Source organism: Bradyrhizobium sp. NBAIM08 (assembly GCF_020193935.1).
GTDB classification, from domain to species: Bacteria; Pseudomonadota; Alphaproteobacteria; order Rhizobiales; family Xanthobacteraceae; genus Bradyrhizobium; species Bradyrhizobium yuanmingense.
Genome location: NZ_JADYVR010000005.1, coordinates 289149 through 303841 on the forward strand (window position 1 = coordinate 289149; position 14693 = coordinate 303841).

Sequence of the window (14693 nt, forward strand, 5' to 3'; positions counted from 1 at the left end):
AGAGATTGTTCCTCGGTCGGCATTCGGTGGAGACGAGCCGGCGCGTGGAGCGATCCACGCGCCGGAGCGATGCTGACGGGTTTAGTTCGGCAGCGAGAACACGGTCAGGGTACCGCCGAGCGCCGTGTAGTTGCTGAGGGCCGCGTAGCCGCCGACCGCACCGAGGCCTGCGGTCGGGTCGGTCAGGCCTGCCGCCAGTCCGATGCCGGCCCAGCCGCCCACGCCGGAGAGAATGGCAATGTATTGCTTGCCATTGTTCTCATAGGTGGTGACGTTGCCGATGATGCCCGAGGGAGTCTTGAACTTGTAGAGCTCCTTGCCGGTCTTGGCGTCGACCGCCTTCAGGTAGCCTTCGAGCGTGCCGTAGAACACCACGCCCCCGGCGGTTGCGAGCGCACCCGACCAGACCGAGAACTGCTCCTTGTTCGACCAGACGATCTTGCCGGTCTTGTTGTCCCAGGCGATGAAGTTGCCCATGTGGCTTTCGCCCTGCGGCGGATACATCGAGAGCGTCGCACCCACATAGGGCTGACCCGCGGTGTAGCTCACCTTGAACGGCTCATAGTCCATGCAGACGTGGTTGGTCGGAACGTAGAACAGCTGCGTGTCCGGCGAGTAGGCTGCCGGCTGCTGGTCCTTGGTGCCGAGCGCGGCCGGGCAGATGCCCTTTGTGTTCTTGTCCTCTCCGCCGTGCTCGGTCGAGTATTGTGCGACGACCTTGGGACGGCCGTAGGTCGGCGAGTTCTTGTCCATGTCGACGCCGCTGGTCCAGTTCACCTTCGGGTCGTACTTCTCGGCGACCAGCAGTTCGCCGCTCTCGCGGTCCATCGTGTAGGCGAGGCCGTTGCGGTCGAAGTGCGTCAGCAGCTTGCGGTTCTGACCGTTGATCTGCTGATCGCTGAGGATCATTTCGTTGACGCCGTCATAGTCCCATTCGTCGTGGGGCGTCATCTGGTAGACCCACTTCGCCATGCCGGTGTCGGCATCGCGGGCGAAGATCGCCATCGACCATTTGTTGTCGCCGGGACGCTGCTTCGGGTTCCAGGTCGAGGGATTGCCCGACCCGTAATAGACGAGGTTCAGAGCGGGATCGTAGGAGATCCAGCCCCAGGTGCAGCCGCCGCCGATCTTCCACTGATCGCCCTGCCAGCTCTTCAGCGAAGAGTCCGGGCCGACCGGCTTGCCGAGCGAGGTCGTCTTCGCCGGATCGACCTTGATCTGATCATCCGGGCCTGTGGAATAGGCGCGCCAGACCTGCTTGCCGGATTTGAGGTCGTATGCGGTGACATGGCACTGCACGCCGAACTCGCCGCCGGAGATGCCGACCAGGACCTTGTCCTTGACGACCAGCGCAGACGACGTGCCGGTCTCGCCCTTCGCGGGATTGCCGTTGGTCGCCGACCAGGCCACCTGGCCGGTCTTGGCGTCGAGCGCGACGAGGTTGGTGTCGGCCTGATGCAGGATGATCTTGCCGTCGCCATAGGACAGGCCGCGGTTGACGGTGTCGCAGCACATAACGGGGATGACGTTGGGATCCTGCTTCGGCTCGTATTTCCAAACGATCTTGTTCTCTTGCGAAAGGTCAATGGCGTAGACCTTGTTCGGGAACGGCGTATGGACGTACATCATGTTGCCGATGATCAGCGGGCCGCCTTCGTGGCCACGCAGTACGCCAGTCGAGAAGGTCCAGGCAACTTGGAGTTTCCCGACATTCTGTGCGTTGATCTGGTTTAGCTTCGAATAGCGGGTATTGGCGTAGTCGCCCGCCGGCATCACCCAGTCTTTCGGGTTTTGCGACATCTTGATCAGCTCGTCATTTGCTGAAGCGCTGCCGACGGCGAGAGCCGCCGCCGAACCAAGACAGGTCGCCAGAAGCACCTTGCGCATAGTCATTCCTCCGTTGGTCTCGTTTATTATTTCCGAAGCATTGCTCAATCGCCGGGCTTCTCGTCCGGCGTCTGCTCGTGCAGGGCGGTCACGATGGGGACCAGAAACGATGCTGTGCTGTTTCCTCCTCCTGATGAGAGCCACGGGTCCACGTGCAGGAGCGGCCCGTTCTTGTTGTTCCTGCCGCAATCCCTAACGGCTTCGCCATCGGGAAACTTGCCCAAGAGCGAAGGCGGTTTGCTCGACAGCGCACGGAGGTGAAGATTTTGATTTTGCAGTAGCGAATTCAGCGGCTTCGGTGCGCCCTCGAGGCCGGCCTCGGCGCTCAGGTTCCCCTTGACGGCGCTGCAACTAAGGCGGAGGATTAAGTTTCAAGAGTGGCAATGGAACGATGGCGCTCGTTGCAAGAGACCGCTCAAATGCGAGGTAAACGTCACGCAATCACGGCTGAGGGCTCCGGCAGCGCTGGTTGCGATTCGCGCCGAACCTCCGGATCAAATCAGTGGCTGGATTAATGTCCGACACCATTCACACGCTCTCGACGACCGGAATGACGCCGAAGCGGCAGATCCAGAGCTGGATCGACGGGCTCACGAGCCTGTGCGGGCATTTCGACGTCGATCCGCTGGAAGCGTCCTCGCTCGAAGGTCGCATCGATTACACCACGGTCTCGCGCCTGAAGCTCTGCCAGATCGAGGTCAGCCAGCATCGCATCGCGCACACGCTGGCGCGCGCCAAGGCCAATGAACACCCGTACATAAAAATCCACTTCCAGACCTACGGCGTGTCTTATTTCGAACAAGAAGGCCGTCACATCGAGATCAATCCGGGCGACATCATCGCCTATGACGTCTCCTGTCCACATTCGATCATCAGTCCCGCCTTTACCCGTCACGACGTGGTGATCGTGCCGAAGGCGCTGCTGCGCGACCGCGGATTCCCGTCGCAGCGGATGCCGGCGTGCAAATTGACGGCGAAGACGGGGACCGGGCGGATCGCCCACGATTTCGTCCATGCCACCTTCGACGAGGCGGCAAAGCTGTCGGCCAACAGCGCGGTCGGCGTCGCCGATTCGCTGATCGACCTGTTGCTGCTGCCGCTGCGCGAAGCCGACACGATGTTCGATCGTGTCGGGCCCGAAGCGATGTATGTGCGCGCCCAGTTCTTCATCCGGGAGCACTTGCGCGACCCGGATCTGTGCATCGACCAGATCTCGGCCGAGCTCGGTTGCTCCAAGCGCTATCTGCACATGCTGTTCTCGGAGCGCGGCACCACGGTGAGCGACTACATCTGGCAGGCGCGGCTGCAGAACTGCCGCCAGGAGCTCGAGGCCCACGCCGGCAAGACTATTACCGACGTCGCCTTCTCCTGGGGGTTCTCCAGCTCATCGCATTTCAGCCGGGTGTTCCGAAAATACTTCGGCGTGGTGCCGTCCTCGATCCACAAGGCACAGCAGGGCGCGGCGAGCTCGGGCGAGCATTAGACGCGGTTTTTCCAGAAGCGGCGAGGCCGTCCTTCCGATGCGCCCAACTTTCTGATCAGGCCGGCTCGAGGCCCAACGACTTCGCGCTCTCGATCCAGATCGGCAGCTCGCGCTGGTACAGCGCATTAGTCTCCTTGAAGCCGATCGCGGGCTCGAGCACGAAAGTCGAGAGAACCTCCTTCACTTTCGGATCGGTGTTGGCGGCGACGCAGAGCTCGGCCAGGCGGTCGACGACGGCTTGCGGCGTCGCCTTGGGCACGGCCCAGCCGGTAAATCCGCTCACGGTGAAGAATTTCGACGTCGCGCCCTGCTCGGGAAGGGTCTTGATCGCGGGGATCGCATCGACCTTCTTCGAATGCACGGCGAACACCGTGCCGCGGTCGCTTTGCAGGACCGACTGCGCGGCCGTGTAGCTGCCCATCGCGGCATCGAGGGTGCCTTCCAGCATTCCCGTCCACATCGGCGCCTCGCCGCGATAATGCACCGGCTCGATGTTGAGACCATACTGCTTGTTGAGCTCGTTGACGGTCATGTGCGGGGCCGAGCCCGCGCTGTAGGTGCCGAAATTCACCTTGCCGCTATTGCGCGCGAAGGCGACGAAATCCTCCAGCGTCTTGACCCCGGTTTTCGGGTTCGCGACCAGCAACAGGCCCGCGCCGGGAATGACGCTGACGAGCGTCAGATCCTTGTCCATGTCGTAGCCGGGATTTTTCATCACCACCCGGTTCATGATGTAGGTGGTCGAGATCGAGCACAGGATGGTGTGGCCGTCGGGCTCGGCGCGGGCGACTTCCGCCGTCCCGATCGCGCCGGAGGCGCCGGGCTTGTTCTCGATGACGACGGTCTTGCCGACCTGCTTGGAGATGAACTCGCCATAGGCGCGCGCGAGCAGGTCGGTCTGGCCGCCGGCGGGATAGCTGCAGATCATGCGAATCTGCCGCGCCGGCCAGCCGCCCTGTGCCGATGCGCCGCGCGCGACGAACGGCATCGCCAGTGCACCGGTACCGGCGGCGATGAAGTGGCGGCGATCGAGCTTGGCGGACATGATTCTCTCCCTGATTTTTGCCGAACCTACTGCATCAGGCCGTCGCTGCCATGGGCCGCAGGCGAGACAGATTGGCGCATTGGCTCGCACTGCGTTCGGGCCGCGGGAGCCTCACCGCTGGATGATCTTCGTCCAGACATCGCCGAGGATCGCGGGCTCGCGCGGCGGCAGATAGGTGAGGCCGGCCTGCTTGCCGAATTCGGCGATCTTGCCCGAAGCCGTGAGCTCCGTCAGCGCCTTGTTGACGGCCGCGATCAGCGCGCCATCGCTGGCGAGCCCGACATAGCCGCGATTGGCTCCGATCGGATAATAGTAGCCGGACGCCGTGATCGCCGTGTCCGGGTGCGCGGCGCGATGGGCGTCGAAGCGGGCAAGATCGATCAGCGTCGCGTCATGGTCGCCGCGCTCGAGTCCGCCGAGGAGATCGTCGCGGCCGGGGACGAGATGGGTGATGTTGTCGATCAGGCGCCCCTTGTCGAAGGTCATCAGGATGGCGTCGCCGAGCGATCCGCTTTCGATGGCGAGACGAAGGCCGGCGAGATCGCCGATGTCGCCGACCTTGCGCCCGCGGGCCTTTGGCCCCAGCACCACCGTCATCGGCGAATAGATGTAGGGCTGGCTCGGCGCGAGCACGCCGAGCGGGACGCGGCGCCGCCGATCGTCGCGCGTGGCGCCGGCGAAACCCGGCAAGCGCGCCGTCTTCATCCCGGGTGCGACAAGCGAATCCTGCGTCAGCGCGTAGCCGCCGACCAGCGAGCAGCGCCCGTCCGAGAGCAACGCATTGGCCTCGAGCTGCGGGCTCGAATCCTCATCCAGCCTGCTCTCGAACCACTGGATCTTCAGCGGGCGTCCCATCCGCTCGGCGATCGCCTGCGCCAGCAGCACGTCGAAGCCGGCATCCGGCTTGTCGCGGCGATGCACCGAGAGCGGCGGCCGGTCCTCGTCGAGACAGACCTTCAGAGGATCGTCGGCTGCGAGAGCGACCGACGCCATCGCGGACAGAACGGCCGCAACGCTCCAGGCAACGCGCCGGCCCCTCATGGCTTCCTCCGGCTGGAGACGAACGCCCAGAGGTTTCCGATCTCGTCGTCGCTGAGAATGTCGGCCCAGGGTGGCATCTTGTTGTTCTTGCCGTTCTTCACCGTGGTGACGAAGCGCGTCTTGTCGTCGGGAATGGCACGCAGATCCGGCGTGACGGTGCCGGAATTCATCAGATTGGGGCCGTGGCAGTGGGAGCATTTCGAGGCGTAGGTCGACTTACCATGGTCGATCTGCGCCTGCATGGTATTGCCGGTGGTGTCATCGGCGCGGGCGGTCGCCGCATGCGCGACCGAGAGCACCGCGACGGCGGCGATCATCGCCGCCGTCTTGTGAGAGATCACTTTCAGCATCGTACCCGTGTTTACTGCTTGACCGCAAAGACCCACAGCGAGCCGCCGGGCGGCACGTTGGCAAGCCGCTCGTCGCCGGAGAACAGCGAGTAGACGCCGCCATAGCCGCTCGTCACGGCGACATACTGCACGCCGTCCTGCTGCCAAGTCACCGGCTGTCCCTCGATGCCGGAGCCGGTCTGGAACTGCCAGAGCTTCTTGCCGGTGTCGGCGTCGAAGGCCTCGAACTCGCCGGTCAGCGCGCCAGAGAATACGACGCCTCCGGCCGTCGAGAGCACGCCGGAGAAGCGCGGAATGTCGCTCGGCGCTTCCCATTTCGATTTGCCGGTCATGGGATCGATAGCCTTGAGATGGCCGCGCGGCCCGTCGCCGTATTCCCAGAGGTCGGTCAGGTCCATGCCGAGGTACCATTCGCCCTGCTTGTAGGTGACCGGCTCGGTCTTGTACCTGCCGCCGAAGGCGAGCGTGTTGGCATAGGCAAGGCCGGTCTGCGGATTGAACGACATCGGCTCCCAGTTCTTGCCGCCGAGGATCGAGGGATAGACCGTCACCTTCTTGCCCTCGCGTGCGTCCTTCGAGATGTCGGTCTCGATCGGACGTCCGGTCTTCATGTCGATGCCGGTCGCCCAATTCACCTTCACGTAAGGATTAGCCGCGAGCAGCTTCCCGTTGGTGCGGTCGAGCACGTAGAAGAAGCCGTTGCGGTTGGCATTCATCAGCGTCTTGGTCGGCTTGCCCTCGATGTTCACGTCGGCGAGCACCATCTCGGCCACGGCGTCGTAGTCGAACGGATTGTTCGGCGAGAACTGGTAGTGCCACTTGATCTTGCCGGTCTTGGGATCCAACGCCAGGACGGAGCAGGTGTAGAGATTGTCGCCGGGGCGCACCGCCGAGTTGAACGGGCCGGGATTGCCGGTGCCCCAATAGATCGTGTTCAGCTCGGGGTCATAAGAGCCGGTGATCCAGGTCGAGCCGCCGCCGAGCTTCCAGGTGTCGCCCTTCCAGGTGTCGCCGCCGGGCTCGTCCGGCGAGGGGATCGAGTGGGTTCGCCAGAGATGCTTGCCAGTCGCCGGATCCCAGCCGTCGATGAAGCCGCGGGTGCCGAATTCGGCGCCGGAAATGCCGGTGATGACGACGCCGTCGGCAACGAGCGGGGCCACCGTCATCGAATAGCCTTCCTTGATGTCGGCTGCCTTCTGCCGCCACAGCTCCTTGCCGTTCTTGGCGTCGATGGCAACCACGTGGGCATCGAGCGTCGTACGGAACAGCTTGCCCTCGTGAATCGCGACGCCGCGGTTAATGATGCCGCAGCAGACGATTCGCGGCGTCTCCGCCGGATATTCGATCTTGCTCTTCCAGATCTGCTTGCCGGTCTTGGCATCGACCGCCATCGTGGCATTGTGCGAGGTGACGTAGATGACGCCCTGATAGACGATTGGCTGTGATTCCTCGCTCCGATCGTCATTGAAGCTGTAATTCCAGATTGGGACGAGATTCTTGACCGTATCCTTGTTGATCTGCTTCAGCGTCGAGAAGCGCTGGAGATTGTAGCCCATTCCGTAATTGAGAACGTTCGATGTGTCGGTCGCACCCTTGACCAGCTGCTCGGTGGTTTGTGCATTTGCACAGGTTGACGCAAGCATGACGAGGCTCGCGGCCATCGCAAAGCGTTTCATCCGTTCCTCCCAAAATGCGCGCCTTTTGACGCTGCGGCTGCAACACTCCGTCGGAAACCAAAACGCGTCAATACGAAAGTCGTAACTGCCGTGCCGATATCGTCGGCGGTCACCTGACGGAAACCTGACAAAGGCAACTCCAACTTGTGCGCAGACGCTGAGAAATTCCGCGACGCGAAGCACTATTGGGAGCAGGGCAATGCATCTCTACCGGTTGTGGCGCGCGCAAGTTGCAGGTCCGGACTTGAACCGAGGGCCGCTTGCGGGTTTATCTCGGCTCTGCCCCATTGATCTGGGGGCTATGTCAGGGAGGTCTCGATGATTTCGGCTCGCTCGATTGCCCTTGCACTTGTGATTGCACTTTCGGCCGGTCCGGCGTGGTCGGCCTCCGGCAATGCGGTCAAGTTGTTCGACACCGACAATGACGGCACGCTCGATCTTGCCGAGGTGAAGAAGGTGGCCGCCGCCTCGTTCGCAAAGCTCGATCCCGATCGCGACGGCACACTCGATGCGCGCGAATTGCGTGGACGGTTGAGCGCGAAAGAACTCGCCGCGGCAGACCCCGACCGCGACGGGACCCTCACCCTCGACGAATATCTGTCGGTGGTCGAGCAGCGTTTCAATGCAGCCAATCCCGACAAGGATGGAACGCTGGATGCGAAGGAGCTGAATTCGCGTGCCGGGCGCGCGCTCGTACGATTGCTCCGGTGAAGCGCCGCAAGCGGAACGGGCATGACGGGCGTAACGTTTGCGATCATTCCGGCCTGACGCTCGGGAACATCGGGCTGCTCGGCCTGTTTCTCCGCATGTCCTGCCGGCGCCGGGGCTGCGCTGCGGGAGAAAAGGAGATGCAAATGAATACGAAGCGTTCCCTTCTTGCTGCCTGCGCAATCCTGACGCTGAGCGCCGGGGTTGCGGTCGCCGGTCCCTGCAACACCGGCAGCGCCAGCACCGACAAGACCGACAAGGATGCCGGTTCTGGCCCTGTCACCGTGGGCTCCGCGCAATCGCACACGTCCGGTTCGGCGAGCGATAGCAGCCAGCATCCGCCGACCAGCACGATGAACCGGGCCAGCGGTGAATCGCCGGCGTCGTCCGAGGATGCGCAGCGGCAAATGCAGAGCGAGCCGACGGCGGCTCAGCGCGCCGCGGGCGCCAAGCCGAATGCCGAAATGGCCGACAAGGACTGCTGACGGCACCGTTGTCGATTGGACGCGCGGTGCATTGCACAAGGCGGTGTCTCGCTGGTCGTGTTTGACCAGGAGGGAACTTGCTTTGTCCGAGAGAGAAATTGCGGCCGCGAAGTATCGGCACAGACGTGACGGCAGTCGAATCGAGGCTTGAACTGCACTCGACGCAGCCCTAGGTTTTTCGCCGCGCGATGTCGCGCTCAATACCTTGGGAGACCCGAATGGCTTGGAAAGCTCCGAAGATCGTGGAAGTGCCGGTCGGCATGGAAATCAACATGTACGCCTGCGCCTCGCGCAAGTAAGACCGACGACCTGCCGCGGCTTCGATGGCAAACGCCGTCGGAGCCGTGGCAGTGTCGGATCTGCGCCTCGCCGTGCTCCATGCTTTGCGGATCGCGCGAAAGCCGCACGTGGAGGGGCTTCAATTCTTTCCCCGCAAAATTTCGACCGTGCTCTGCGGCAGTGTGTTACGCTGACGCCCGGTCAGCGCTGCTGCCGCATCACAGCGGCGCGCGCCTTTGGGGCACGGGATGGGCGGCAGAGCCTGCAAGTTCTGGACGGTGATCGTGTGCGCGATCGTGCTGGCGCCGGCGCGCAGCAGCGCCGAGGCAGGTTTTGATACCGAGCACATCTTCGGCTTCATGATCGGCACCGATATCGGCAATGTCGGCGAGCGCGAATTCCAGACCCAGACGACGGGGCGCTTCGGCAAAGGCGGGGGCGCTTATCGCGCCCTTGAACATGAGGTCGAGATCGAGGTGGTGCCGCTGCCGAATTTTCGTGTCGAAGTCGGCGGCACCGCCAGCTTGCACCACATTACCGGCGTCCCTGACATCGACGACCGCCGCCAGTTCAACTTCCAGGGCATCTCGCTTGACCTGCGCTATCGCCTGCTCGACCGTGAGCGCGCACCATTCGGCTTCACGATTGCGGCCGAGCTCCACGGCGACCGCATCGACGAGACCAGCGGCGCGAAAGGGCGGATGTACGGCACCGAATTTACGCTCGCCTTCGATCGCGAACTCATTCCGAACTTCGCCATCGGCGCCCTCAACCTGATCTACCAGCCGGAATGGGCGCGCTTCGAGATTGGAGGGGCATCCGAGAAGAGCTCGACGATCGGGGCCGCGTTTGCCGGCCTGGTTCGCGTGCGGCCCAATGTGCTGCTTGGCGGCGAGATGCGCTACTTCCGGCAATATGAGGGCATCGGCCTTAGCGAGTTCTCAGGCCAGGCCCTGTTTGTCGGCCCCACCGCCTATTTCCAGCTCTCCGAGCGTTCCCGGCTCACCGCAAGCTGGAGCATGCAGGCCTGGGGGCGCCCGGCCGGCTCAGGCGGCAATCTCGACCTCGTCAATTTCGAGCGGCATCAGGCGCGATTGGTGTTCGGCGTGAACTTCTAACACGGAAGGTCGTCATGCTCGGGCTTCTCCCGGCTACGCGGCCGAAGCCGCTTCGGCGAGGCGACGGCCCGGGCATCAACGTTCTTTGTTCCACGAGGCAAGGCGTGGATGGCCGAGCCCGGCCATGACGAGGCTTCGGCGCTATGAAACTTCCCCCTCCTTCGCGCGTAGCTTCATGTGCTAATCTCTCCATCGCCCCCTTGCGAGAGGATCCCGGCATGAACCCGATTGACCTGGTGGTGACTGTGTGCGCGGTGCTCTCGCCTGCGACCTGCGAGGAGCGGCATCTGGTGTTCCACTATTCCGGGTCGCCGCGGCAATGCGCGATGGCCGCGCCGCCCTATATCGCGCAATGGGTCGGTGAGCATCCGAAGTGGCACGCGGTGAAGTGGCGCTGCGAATATCCGCACCCGAACGACAAGGCGTGAGCTGCCAGAATCGGTTCGAACGCTACTTGGTGCAGTCCTTCAGATCCTTGTCCGCAATCGAGAACACTGCATCCGCCTTGATCTCGATATCGCGGACGACGCACTGCCGTGCATTGGGGTAACTGACCCTGGCGTCGTAGCGGCCGGGCTCGACGCCGGTGATGCGCAACCGCTCGTCGTGGTCGACCTCCTTGTCCTTGTCATTCAGGCACTGGTTCGGACCCCAGTCGGTCTTGCCGGCGGGTGCGAGCTGGAAGCCGGAGATGGTCTCCGTCGTGAGATTCCAGAGCCTTATGCCCTTGCCCTTGGTCTGCGCGGCGGCTTCGCCGGCAAGCGTCAACAACGCGGTCAAAGCAAGAACCCCACGCATCAGCCAGTCCTCCCAAAGGGCGCCGTCATTCCCTGATCAGGCGCTCGCGGTTCTTTGCCTTGTCGAAATTCTTGGCGCGGTCAAGGCCGTTTGGTGCGATCAGCTTCGCCGAGACGAGATCGGCGCCGTCGAAATCGGCGTCGATGACGATGGCGCCGGTCAGATCGGCTCCGCCGAGTTGGGCGTTTTTCAGTGATGCGCCGCTCAGATCGGCGCCCCTGAGGACTGCGAATTCGAGGTCGACGCGCGACAAATCGGCGTTGCGCGCGTTCAGCCGTTCCAGCTTGGCGGATCTCAGCACCGCGCGCATCAGTCCCATCGACTGGTTGCGCATATCGGCGCCGAGATTCGCGTCCGCGATCGAGGCGCCGACCAGGCTTGCGCCGGTGAGGTCGGCAGCGATGCGCGCTCCTGACAGGTTCGCACCGTCGAGACGCGCGCGGGCCATTTGCGAGGCGAATAGATTGGCGCCCTTCAGGCTTGCGCCGGTAAGATCCGCATCCAGCAGCCACGCCTGATCGAGGATCGCACCGTCCAGCCGGGCGTCTCGAAGTATTGTCTTGTTGAGCCGCGCGGCGCGGAGAACCGTGTTGGACAGGTCCAGCCCCGAGAGATCGAGACCCGACAGGCGTTTGCCGGTGAAATCGGCAGGCTGCTTTGGGCTCGCTTTGGCCAACATGGCCTCGACCTCCGGCCTCGTCATTTCAGCCGAGACCATCGCGGGGGAGGTGAGGTCGACGCCACGCATCATGTCCTGCGCGCCCGCCGTCACCGCAACGAGTGCGAGGCTAAGCGCTGCAAGACCAAGCGTTGCGAAGGCGACTGTTCGTGTCATCATCAGCTCCGCCGCCCGCTAATCTAGCACGTCCGCCAGGCGACCGGCTATGAGGCATCTCGCTCAGTGCGGTCGCCTTGAGTTCGTTGCGCGAGGCCGGCCTTTATCGCCGCAATTTCGGCTTCGCCGCGTGTGTCGCGCGGGATGCCGATAGGCACCTCGGCCACGATCCGCGCTGGTCGCGGCGATAGGAAGAACAGCCGGTCGCCCAGGCGCACGGCATCGTCCAGGCTGTGTGTCACCAAAAGCGTCATCACCGGCCGGCTCGCGACGAGCGTTGCAATCTCATCGCGCAGGCGTCCGGCGAGAGCGTCATCGAGCGATGCCAGCGGTTCGTCGAGCACCAGAATATCCGGCTCGACGGCAAAGGCGCGGGCGAGCGCCACGCGCCGGGCCAAACCCAGCGAGAGCTCACCGGGATAGTGGTCGCGATGCGCTTCCAGCTCCAAAATCCTGAAGAGCTCGGCGAGCTTGGCATCAGCGACATCGGGCGCAGCCAGCCGCACATTCTGCTCGACCGAGCGCCACGGCAGCAGGCGCGGCTCCTGGAACACCATGCCGATCCGTGCCTCCGGCGGTCGCGCGACGTGGCCCGCAAAGTCGTGGTCCAGTCCCAGGATGATACGCAGCATCGTGCTCTTGCCGCAGCCCGAGGGGCCGATCAGCACGCCGACCTCGCCGGATTGCAGCGCGAACTTGACGGGCGCCAGCACCTCGTGCGTTCCGCCCGCGGCACTCCTGAAAGTCTTGCCCGTGATATCGACCTCAAGCCGCACGGGGCCGCCACCGGTTTGCGCGGGCTTCGAACGGCTGCACCAGCAAGGTTTCGATGACGAGCACGACGGCGGCGAAGGTGAGGGAATAGGCCAGCAGCCGCGGCGTGTCGAACAGCTGGAAGGCGACGCCGATCTCGAAGCCGACGCCGTTCGGCCGCCCCAGCAGCTCGGCGACGAGCACGATCTTCCACACCAGCGACAGGCCGGAGCGGGCCGAGGCCGCGATATAGGGCGCCAGTTGCGGCAGCACGACGTGGCGGAAGGCGCGCCAGCGCGGCATTGCGAACACGCTCGCCATCTCGTCGAGCGAACGGTCGAGCGCGCGCGTGCCCTCGCGCAAGGTGACGATGGCGGTCGGCAGCTTGTTGATGGCAATCGCCGCGATCGCGGCGGCCTCGGTGAGGCCAGCCCAGATATAGGCCAGCACGATCACGACCAAGGCGGGCAGGTTGAGCAGCAGGATCAGCCAGGGATCGCCGAGCCGGTCGGCGAGCTTCACCCGGCCCATCAAATAGCCGATGGCACTGCCGAGCGACATCGCGAGTGTGAAGGCGAGCGCGACGCGCGCCAGCGTGGCGCCGAGATGCAGGAACAGCGCGCCGCTTGATGCTTCCGCGATCATCACCTGAAGCACCGCCGGCGGGGAGGGCAGCTTTGCGCCGCCGACCGCGAGCGCGGCAATCCACCAGATCGCGAGGAACAGGGCGAACGACAGCAGGCGCAGCACCTCAGTCTCCGGGGACTGCGTGATAGAAGGTGCCGGGGTCGAGCTCGGCTGCGGGGCCGACGAGGTCGCGGCCGCCGATCTCGGCCAGCACGCGGTAGAGCACGCGCGCGTCCTTTTCCTCGTCATCGATGCTCCGGCGCGGAATGCCGTCGCGGTAGCGGTCGCGGTAAGTCTTGAGCAGGGCAGGATCGGTCGTGCCGGTAAGCGGCGCGACCTTGTCCCAGGCCGCATCTGAGGTCGCCAGCAACTCCTTGGCCTTGCGGGTCATCGCGATGAAGCGCGCGACGGCCTCCTTATGGCTCGCCGCCCAGCTCTCATCGAAGACATAGCCGACCGCGGCGACCGCGCCTTTGGCACCCAGCTTCGGCAAGATGTCCTCGATGCCGGTCAGGCGCCTGAAACCCTTGGCCTCGAGCTGGGCGCAGAAATTCCAGAAGTTGAGGCTCGCATCCATCTCCCCGTCCAGCGCCTTGGCGGCGATCAGCGGCGGGGCGCCGTAGACGATGGTTGCTTCCGACTTCAGGTCGATGCCGTCCTGCTTCATCCGCGCCTGCAGCAGCAGCCAGCTCTTGTCGATCGCCCCGCCGGCGACCGCGAGCTTGCGGCCCTTGAGGTCGGCGAGCGTCTTGATCGGCGATGAGGCCGGCACCATCACGGCGCCGAGCGCGCTGGAATAGGGATAGAAGGTGAGCTTCGCACCGAGCGTGCGCTCGCGCGACACCCACAGCCAGTCCGACAGGATGATGTCGGCGCTGCCGGCGCGCATCGCGATCTTGCCGGCCTCGGTGCTCGCGAGCTCGGTGACCTCCAGCGCCAGGCCGGCCTCCTTGTCGAGGCCGGCGCTGCGGATGGCGGCCAGCTCCCACGAGAACGTTCCGGTCTTCTGCACTGCAAGGCGGATCGTGTCCGCGGCGCCGGCAGGTGCGGCTAGCGCCAGCACCGTTGCGAGCGCCCATATTCGCGCCAAAACTGTCATCACCTTGTGAGCCGTTTCCTCTGACAGAGTGCTTTTCAGCACAATACGCATAGCATAGCCTTGGTCGCAACCAGCGGGAGGACGCGCATGAATCTGGCCGGACGGCTACGACCGATTGTCGCCGCATTGACGGCGCTCGCTGCGAGCGTATGCGTGGCACGGGCCGAAGAGGCCAATGATTATCCCACCGCGGCGCGCGCGGAATACGTCTATGGCTGCATGAAGGCCAACGGCGAGACGCGCTCCGCGATCGAGCAATGTTCCTGCTCCATCGACGTGGTCGCCTCGATCATACCCTACGAGCGCTATGTTACCGCCGAGACCGCGCTCAGCATGTCGCAAGTGCGCGGCGATCTCGGCGTGCAGTTTCGCACCTCGGAGCAGGCCAACTCGGCGGTGAATGACTTAAGGCGCGCGCAGGCGGAAGCCGAGGTGAGGTGTTTTTAGCTATCGCGGCACAGACGGTGCGATCTTCCTTCTCCCCTTGTGGGAGAAGGTGGCGCGATGCG

Annotated in this window: 17 protein-coding genes; 7 read left to right on the forward strand and 10 right to left on the reverse strand. The window is 64.0% G+C overall.

Annotated features, from left to right (window positions below):
- Positions 1-81: 81 nt before the first annotated feature.
- Positions 82-1887, reverse strand: a complete 1806-nt coding sequence (xoxF5, locus tag I6F37_RS19345; RefSeq protein WP_036029357.1) for a lanthanide-dependent methanol dehydrogenase XoxF5 — start codon at positions 1885-1887, stop codon at positions 82-84.
- Between the two features lie 514 nt (positions 1888-2401).
- On the opposite strand from xoxF5, the gene I6F37_RS19350 reads away from it, so the two are divergent.
- Complete coding sequence (locus tag I6F37_RS19350; RefSeq protein WP_025037738.1) at positions 2402-3370, forward strand: helix-turn-helix domain-containing protein; 969 nt, start codon at positions 2402-2404, stop codon at positions 3368-3370.
- A 55-nt stretch (positions 3371-3425) separates the two neighbouring features.
- On the opposite strand, the gene I6F37_RS19355 is transcribed toward I6F37_RS19350, so the two are convergent.
- The 4 genes from I6F37_RS19355 to I6F37_RS19370 form a co-directional block, all read right to left on the reverse strand.
- Complete coding sequence (locus tag I6F37_RS19355) at positions 3426-4415, reverse strand: tripartite tricarboxylate transporter substrate binding protein (protein WP_225152320.1); 990 nt, start codon at positions 4413-4415, stop codon at positions 3426-3428.
- Between the two features lie 111 nt (positions 4416-4526).
- Entirely contained in the window at positions 4527-5456 is a 930-nt protein-coding gene (locus tag I6F37_RS19360; protein WP_036007940.1) for an ABC transporter substrate-binding protein, read from the reverse strand.
- Positions 5453-5806, reverse strand: a complete 354-nt coding sequence (locus I6F37_RS19365; RefSeq protein ID WP_036007938.1) for a cytochrome c — start codon at positions 5804-5806, stop codon at positions 5453-5455. Before I6F37_RS19365 ends, I6F37_RS19360 begins: the two co-directional genes overlap by 4 nt.
- 11 nt (positions 5807-5817) lie before the next feature.
- Positions 5818-7482 (reverse strand): methanol/ethanol family PQQ-dependent dehydrogenase, encoded by a 1665-nt coding sequence (locus I6F37_RS19370; protein ID WP_036007936.1) that lies wholly within the window; start codon positions 7480-7482, stop codon positions 5818-5820.
- Between the two features lie 318 nt (positions 7483-7800).
- On the opposite strand from I6F37_RS19370, the gene I6F37_RS19375 reads away from it, so the two are divergent.
- From I6F37_RS19375 to I6F37_RS19395, 5 genes are all read left to right on the forward strand, one after another.
- Positions 7801-8193 (forward strand): EF-hand domain-containing protein, encoded by a 393-nt coding sequence (locus I6F37_RS19375; RefSeq protein WP_036007934.1) that lies wholly within the window; start codon positions 7801-7803, stop codon positions 8191-8193.
- The gene (locus I6F37_RS19380; protein WP_225127670.1) at positions 8190-8675 is read left to right on the forward strand and encodes a hypothetical protein; all 486 of its coding nucleotides are present in this window, start codon (positions 8190-8192) and stop codon (positions 8673-8675) included. The genes I6F37_RS19375 and I6F37_RS19380 overlap by 4 nt, the downstream gene beginning before the upstream one ends.
- Before the next feature lie 218 nt (positions 8676-8893).
- Positions 8894-8974, forward strand: a complete 81-nt coding sequence (gene pqqA / locus I6F37_RS19385; RefSeq protein WP_008562446.1) for a pyrroloquinoline quinone precursor peptide PqqA — start codon at positions 8894-8896, stop codon at positions 8972-8974.
- Positions 8975-9202: 228 nt separating this feature from the next.
- A complete protein-coding gene (locus I6F37_RS19390; protein WP_051056922.1) occupies positions 9203-10072 on the forward strand; it encodes a hypothetical protein in 870 nt (289 codons plus the stop codon).
- Between the two features lie 218 nt (positions 10073-10290).
- Positions 10291-10500, forward strand: coding sequence for a hypothetical protein (locus I6F37_RS19395; protein ID WP_036007926.1), 210 nt, complete (start codon positions 10291-10293; stop codon positions 10498-10500).
- A 22-nt stretch (positions 10501-10522) separates the two neighbouring features.
- On the opposite strand, the gene I6F37_RS19400 is transcribed toward I6F37_RS19395, so the two are convergent.
- From I6F37_RS19400 to I6F37_RS19420, 5 genes are read right to left on the reverse strand one after another with little or no spacing between them, the layout of a single operon-like run.
- Positions 10523-10870: a hypothetical protein gene (locus tag I6F37_RS19400; protein WP_085969007.1), complete on the reverse strand. Its 348-nt coding sequence runs from the start codon at positions 10868-10870 to the stop codon at positions 10523-10525.
- Positions 10871-10895: 25 nt separating this feature from the next.
- Positions 10896-11705 (reverse strand): pentapeptide repeat-containing protein, encoded by an 810-nt coding sequence (locus I6F37_RS19405; RefSeq protein WP_036007988.1) that lies wholly within the window; start codon positions 11703-11705, stop codon positions 10896-10898.
- A 47-nt stretch (positions 11706-11752) separates the two neighbouring features.
- On the reverse strand, positions 11753-12481 hold the full coding sequence (locus I6F37_RS19410) for an ABC transporter ATP-binding protein (protein ID WP_036007922.1): 729 nt from the start codon (positions 12479-12481) through the stop codon (positions 11753-11755).
- A complete protein-coding gene (locus I6F37_RS19415; protein WP_036007920.1) occupies positions 12471-13208 on the reverse strand; it encodes an ABC transporter permease in 738 nt (245 codons plus the stop codon). The genes I6F37_RS19410 and I6F37_RS19415 overlap by 11 nt, the downstream gene beginning before the upstream one ends.
- Position 13209: 1 nt before the next feature.
- The gene (locus I6F37_RS19420; protein WP_036007986.1) at positions 13210-14184 is read right to left on the reverse strand and encodes an ABC transporter substrate-binding protein; all 975 of its coding nucleotides are present in this window, start codon (positions 14182-14184) and stop codon (positions 13210-13212) included.
- 87 nt (positions 14185-14271) lie between these two features.
- Between I6F37_RS19420 and I6F37_RS19425 the strand changes: the two genes are divergently transcribed.
- On the forward strand, positions 14272-14631 hold the full coding sequence (locus tag I6F37_RS19425; protein WP_036007918.1) for a hypothetical protein: 360 nt from the start codon (positions 14272-14274) through the stop codon (positions 14629-14631).
- The last annotated feature ends 62 nt before the right edge of the window (positions 14632-14693 follow it).